Below are 6396 nucleotides of genomic sequence, written 5' to 3'. Positions count from 1 at the left end.
GCATCTAAAGTTCCACCAAAAACCATTGCTGAGAAAATTAACCAAACAGTAGAGAGCATTCCACTCATACCACCTCTATTTAATAGAGAGTTGATGGTGTCATCACCAGAGTCAATAACAAAGCCTTCATAAGTAACTTTTGTAATAAGAGTATAGATTGACTTAATGTCAGTGTTTCCACCAAGGAGTGCTGTCATCATATCTCTTTGAAATACAAGTGCAGTAAGAATTCCAATAAAGACACCAATTGTAATCGCTGGAAGAGCGGCAACTTTTCTTCTTACTAGATACAATACAACAACTGGAGGAATGAAGAGCCAGATTGAGATATCAAAGTTTGAATCAATTGTTGCTAACATCAAGTCTACTGTATCTGTATTTAAGTCGTGTACTTCATAAGTAAAACCAAGAATAGTAAAAGCAATAATAGAGATAATAATCGCGGGCCCTGAAGTGTAGAGCATGTGGCGAATATGATCAAAGAGGTTTACTCCCGCTACTGCTGGAGCAAGATTTGTCGTATCTGAAAGAGGAGACATCTTATCACCAAAGTAGGCTCCAGATATTACCGCCCCGGCAACTGCGCCGGAAGGAAGACCAAGAGTTTCACCAATTCCAATTAGTGCAATACCTACCGTTCCTGACGTTGACCAACTCGATCCTGTTGCAACTGATACGATTGAGCAGATCACACAGGCCACGGGAAGAAATATAGAGGGATTGATTAATTTAAGTCCAAAGTAAATCATCGCAGGAACAGTCCCACAAAGAATCCAAATACCAATGAGTGTCCCTACAACAAAGAGAATAATCAATGCGGAGAGAGAGGTCGTAATAGACTTAATAATTCTCTCTTCAATAAAATGATAAGAGACCTTTAAATGAAATATTCCAATTAAGGCAGTTACAAAAGAAGTCGTTAGAAGTGCAATTTGATTGGCACCACCAGTTGCGTCATCTTTAAATATAATAACATTTAGTACTAAGAGAAATATGAGAATGGTTAATGGGATTAGGGAGACTATGAGTCCTGGTTTTTTGGCCCTACGCATTTAATGTCCTTGTTTTTTGTTTAAGGGATACTATGGTTTGTAACACTGCTTGTCAAAACGCTCTTCCAATAAAAGTTAATAGTGTGTACTAATTATATTTGATAAGGTTTTAATCAATATTTTTTCTTCAGGATAGTAATGATGATTTCTAATTCAATAAAATTAAAAATAGCTCCTAAAAGATGGGTAAAGAAGTACTTTCGCAACTACTTACCTGAAATGGCCTTCTTTGATATTAGTAACTTAAGACTATACTTCTCTCTAAGAGATGTCTCAGGGCCCTCGTTTGATCTTTCATATGGGGGAGAGAGCTCATTTGTTAACTATGAAAAAATAGATAAAGACTTAATCGAAAACTATATCAGAGATGAAGATGTCTTCTTTGATATAGGTGCAAATATTGGTCATTTTTCATTTTATTTTAAAAGAAAGATGATGGGACTTAAATGTTTTCTATTTGAGCCTCATCCAGTTCTTGCATCATGTATTAGAAAAACTGTTGAGGTCTCTGGATTTAAAGACATAAATATTAATCAGATTGCCCTTAGTAATGAAAATTCTAAGCTTCAATTCTTTGAAGATACATTCAATGATGGCGGACACTCCCTAATTTGTAGTATGATATCTAAGAGGAGTAAGAAGGGGAAAAGCTTTGATGTCACAGCTGTGACTTTAGACGAGTACTTAAAGACTCTTGATGTTCAAAGAATAGACTTTATGAAAGTAGATGTTCAGGGGGCAGAGTTTATGTTTCTTGAGGGGGCCGCAAAAACAATATCAAAGTTTGGCCCTAAAATATTTGTAGAACTAGATAATAGAAAAGTCTTAGAGTTCTGGGAAAAGTTGGAAACTCTTACTGAACAAAGTTTTAAATTAGTTTCTCCACATATAAGTGAAGAGATTAATAAAGAAAATATTAAAGGCCTAGCAGACAAGTTTTACGACGCTGGGTTTATTGAGCATAATTGGTTATTTCTACCTGTCTAAGGAGTAGACGTTGTCAGAATTAATAGAGATATCAAGTGAATTCATAAAGGCCAAGATATCTACAAAGGGCGCAGAGCTTAAGAGCCTTTTAGATACAGAATCATATAAAGAATATCTATGGCAATCTAATTCAAAATGGTGGGGACGTTCTGCTCCAATCCTATTTCCAATTGTTGGAAAGCTAATGGATGATAAATACAGAATTGGAAATAAGTACTATCCAATGTCTCAGCATGGTTTTGCTAGAGACGCTGAGTTTCAAGTGGTGAGAGCTGAATCTGACTCTGCACACTTTAAACTTGAATACTCTGAAGAAACATTAAAGTTCTACCCATTTAAATTTATTCTTGAAGTGAAGTTCAAAGTCTATGGGCCAAAGCTATTTGTAGATTATGAAGTTAGAAATGTAGATAGAAGGGATATGCTCTTTTCCATTGGGTCTCACCCCGCTTTCAATATCCCTCTTGATGAAACAGATAAGCCAACTGATTACTATGTTGAATTTGAAGAAGAGGAGCATGGGGGAGCGTACTATCTAGAAAATGGTCTAGTGAACTTTCACACTGCTCCCGATAGAAGAATGTTCAATGGCAGAAAAATAGCTCTTACTAAAGATCTTTTTAAACACGACGCCTTAATCTTTAAAGATATTGTTTCTACTAAGGTGAGCTTAAAGAGTATTTCAAGCTCCAGGTCTGTAGTTCTTGATTTTGAAAACTGTCCTTACCTAGGTCTTTGGGCCCCGGAGGGAGCACCGTTTATTTGTATAGAGCCATGGACTGGTGTTGCTGATGGAATTGACTCTAAGAATGACTTCTTTGAAAAAGAGGGGTTAGTAACTCTTGAGTCTGGAAAGTGTTTTCAGAGTAATTACTCAGTGTTCATTAACTAGTAGAGTTAAGACTTAAAAATTAAGTTAAAATTAATGAGATGTTCTCCCTTGATTGAGCTTACATTTAGATTTTTTGACTTTGTTTTTAGACAATCATTCAGTACTATTAGTGCTGTTTTATGTCCGTCGCCCTTGAAGTTTGTCTGAACTTCCTTGATGGATCCACTGTCAATTGAGACTACTAGATTACTAACTCCATTTAAAAACTTATCTTTTAAAAGGGCGCTTTCGTAGCAAACTTGATAACTCTTTTGACTCTTTTGAAAAATCTTTTTGGCGTTGAGAACATCCATAGCAAGCTGCTTATCTTGTTCTTCTAAAATTCGAGCAATTTGCTCATTGGTTAAGTCTTTTAAATCTTTATCTTGTTCTTGGTCTAGCCCTGATGGCAAATCTTTGTCATTCATAACTTCTTGATTAATTTTATGGTCTTTTAATCCTTTTATATAGCGATTAAATCTGGATGTTCTTGTTTTTCTAGAAATACGAGACTTAAAAGAAACTGGAATCTTTGAAACTTTAGTCTCCTTTTCTACTTGAGATTGAACAGGGGTACTTATTCGAACATTTGTTTGAAAGATAGTGTAGTGAATTCCAATTACTATTAATATCAGAAAATGGAATTCAGTTATCGTAAATGATAGAGTAATTTTTTTCTTAAACATGTTAAAGCTCCAACCATTTTGCTTCATTTTTATTGTACTTTATGAGGTCGCTACTATTGTCATCAAATTGAATATTCGTAATATCCTTTTCTACCTTTATTCGTGCATATTCTTTTAGGTTATCTTTGACCATTTCAGTGTTAATGAATAAGTTGATAGCAGGCCTTCTTAATTCACCCTCTATTTCTAAATTACCAAGATCAATGTAGTTTGCAGCAAAACAATTTGATCCTATTAATAGGGAAAGAATAAATTTCATATATTCTCCTGCCATATTTTTAATTTTGAATCAATTAAAGGTGTAATATCTGTAGTATGCTTAGCTAGTGAAACTCTCATATCTTTGAGTGTCTGTTGATAACCATCAATAATAACATCTCTCACATCTATACTTGGCCATTTTTGATTTGCCATCACTGTTCTAATTATTGATATTTTTCTAAATGCATACTCTTGCCTTTGAACAGTTTTTAAGTTTTTTAAATACTGAAGAGTCTTTATTAATTGAGTACTAATATCGATTGTCTTTGCCCAAGATTTACCTAAGAGCTTTTTTAGATTCTTACGGCTTTTCTTAGATATATTTGAGTTTTGAGATATTTTTTTATTTACTAGTAATTTAAAAAAGTTATCTTTATAAAGGCCAGGGAACTCTTTTGCATTCTTATATACTTCGCTTGCAATAAATGAGTTTTTAAGAAGATCGCTATTTTTAGTTAAAATGGTCCTGATATAATTGAACTTTTTCTCTTGAGTGAGAACTCGAGTGAAGAGTATCTTCTGGCTTGTATTCAAGTGCTTAAATGTTTCTAAGGATTCTTCTTCATTACATTCTGAGCTATAAAAAAGACAGTAAACTGGAGAGTTCATCTTAAAATTCGATTTATTCAATGTGAGTAACTCTTTATTGATCACTCCTCTTTTAATCTTTAGTTCTGTAAATACTAATTCAAGAAATTGAATACTGTCACTTTCTTGAGGTAAGAGTTCCTCAAGGATATGTTTAGCATATGAATCTTTCTTTAAAACTTTCTTAATAAACTCTTTGTTTGATGAAGTTCTTATATTCTTAATAATATGTGTATTGATATCTTTCTTAAGGCAATTGTTTAATAAGTATGAAAAGGATTCCTTGTCGTAATCTAGTTCGAGTAACGACGAATATAATCTACAAGATTCTTTAGTATCTCCAACTATAGTTGACAGAAGAGCAAGATCTTTTGAAGGAGTTCCTTCTTTAACTAGAGTTTGATAAGTTGGGATAATCTTTGACTTATTTGTATAGTTACACTTAATAAGTTCTCTCGATATTGCATTGATTAACTCCATAGATGAATTAGTAGGTATCTCCCATGAAAGAATTGAGCAATTACTATGTGAGCTAATTCTCTTTGATTGAATGCCTATTTTATAGAATTCTTTATAAAGATTAAATGTCTTCATTTGAGGTATTATCTTTTCCGGAGGTAATTTTGTTCGAGATAAACCTGTATAAAAACCTTCAATAAGAGAATCTTTTTGTATGATGTTCTTGAGGTCTAGAGCTAGTTCTTGATTTTTTGGTAACTGTAAGTATTCTACAAATAGTCTTCCGAAGTCATAAACCATTGAATCAATTATGTGGGATTTTTTTGTAGTAATATACTGATATAGGAACTTTAATGCTTTTTCTTGTTGGTTTAGGTTTACTAAAACCCAAGTCTTTTGAAGAGTCAGGTAATCTGATAGTTTTGAATTTTCCTTTAGCCCTAAGGACTTATTATAGTTCTCAAGTGCTCTTTCGAGGTTTCCAGTTTCGAAACTCTTATCAGCTAAGGTTCTAATGAGTCTGGCCTTGTTGACGGTATCAAGATCTTTATAATTTTCTAATGTATTTTGAATATAATAAGTAGCACTTCTTTGAGTTTTGTATTCCGGATTTAAGCTTAAAAGGTAGGCGATCTCTCCCTGCTTGGATTTACTCTCTTCTTGATTAAACTGGTATTCAAGAAGGTTAATCGCCTTCTGTTCCTGTCCTGTCGCTAATAGCATGAGAGCATTCTTTGTGGAGAATGCTGGTTGCGATAGTAAGTATAACGTGAAAAATAAGAGGAGGTTTAGCTTTCGCATAGATTCTCCAATTTAATAACCAAGTTATATGGATTTGTAAGTTTTAGAATTTGATCATGATCTATTTTCCAAAGGTCTTTCTTGTGGTATTTATTCTCCATAGAGAGTTCTGTTGTAATGCTAAATGATCTACCAATTTCTAAGGTTTTTTTCATCTCTGTAAGGTCTATTGAACTACTACTCTCAACGCTATGTAATACTTTCGTAACTGCATTGTACTGGCACAGCTTATTCAATGTCAGGAGTTCAAGACCTAAGATCTTCGTGTTAAATGAAGGACTTTTTAGGAAATGTTTTCTGTAAAAGATCGCTGTGGCCAAGAGCTTTTGATATCTTTCTTGCTTATAATATATAACAGATTGTACTTCTAGTGAGCGTTTAAACCCTGGTGTTTTAGGTGATACTTTTCTGAGTTCAGAAAGGGAGCTTTCGAGCTTATTCTTTTGAAACAGCTCAATTCCTAATTTAAGTTCAGAAGAGTGTGAGGAAAAAGTAATAAATATGATTATGAGTATTTTATAAATCATTAAAACCTATATCCAATACTGAGATCAAGAGTGTTAAGAGCAGTATCGCCCTTTGAATTCTCACTTCTTGTCACTCGGCTAAGTTTTAAAGATGTTGTATAGTTCTTAGGGAGCTTGATTGTTGTTGTAAGGTGAATGTCATAAAATTTATTATTATTTATGAG

Annotated in this window: 7 protein-coding genes; 2 read left to right on the top strand and 5 right to left on the bottom strand. The window is 33.6% G+C overall.

Annotation, left to right across the window (positions count from 1 at the left end; genetic code table 11):
• Positions 1-1052 (bottom strand): Na+/H+ antiporter NhaC family protein (locus tag ABX784_RS14815; protein WP_372655838.1); only part of this gene is annotated, 1052 nt, incomplete at its 3' end.
• A 138-nt stretch (positions 1053-1190) separates the two neighbouring features.
• Here ABX784_RS14815 and ABX784_RS14810 point away from each other — a divergent pair.
• Both ABX784_RS14810 and ABX784_RS14805 read left to right on the top strand, forming a co-directional pair.
• Complete coding sequence (locus ABX784_RS14810; protein WP_372655837.1) at positions 1191-2039, top strand: FkbM family methyltransferase; 849 nt, start codon at positions 1191-1193, stop codon at positions 2037-2039.
• A gap of 10 nt (positions 2040-2049) precedes the next feature.
• On the top strand, positions 2050-2931 hold the full coding sequence (locus tag ABX784_RS14805; protein WP_372655836.1) for an aldose 1-epimerase family protein: 882 nt from the start codon (positions 2050-2052) through the stop codon (positions 2929-2931).
• A 5-nt stretch (positions 2932-2936) separates the two neighbouring features.
• Here the strand turns inward: ABX784_RS14805 and ABX784_RS14800 are convergent, their stop codons facing one another.
• The 4 genes from ABX784_RS14800 to ABX784_RS14785 are packed head-to-tail and all read right to left on the bottom strand — an operon-like array spanning position 2937 to position 6232.
• Positions 2937-3596, bottom strand: coding sequence for a hypothetical protein (locus tag ABX784_RS14800; protein WP_372655835.1), 660 nt, complete (start codon positions 3594-3596; stop codon positions 2937-2939).
• Position 3597: 1 nt separating this feature from the next.
• The gene (locus ABX784_RS14795) at positions 3598-3855 is read right to left on the bottom strand and encodes a hypothetical protein (RefSeq protein WP_372655834.1); all 258 of its coding nucleotides are present in this window, start codon (positions 3853-3855) and stop codon (positions 3598-3600) included.
• Positions 3852-5705, bottom strand: coding sequence for a hypothetical protein (locus tag ABX784_RS14790; RefSeq protein WP_372655833.1), 1854 nt, complete (start codon positions 5703-5705; stop codon positions 3852-3854). Before ABX784_RS14790 ends, ABX784_RS14795 begins: the two co-directional genes overlap by 4 nt.
• Positions 5693-6232, bottom strand: coding sequence for a hypothetical protein (locus tag ABX784_RS14785; RefSeq protein ID WP_372655832.1), 540 nt, complete (start codon positions 6230-6232; stop codon positions 5693-5695). The genes ABX784_RS14790 and ABX784_RS14785 overlap by 13 nt, the downstream gene beginning before the upstream one ends.
• Positions 6233-6396 lie beyond the last annotated feature (164 nt).

Source organism: Halobacteriovorax sp. (assembly GCF_041587335.1).
Taxonomy (GTDB): domain Bacteria; phylum Bdellovibrionota; class Bacteriovoracia; order Bacteriovoracales; family Bacteriovoracaceae; genus Halobacteriovorax.
Note: the sequence above shows the minus strand (reverse complement) of the source record. Positions and strands in the feature narration are given on the sequence as shown.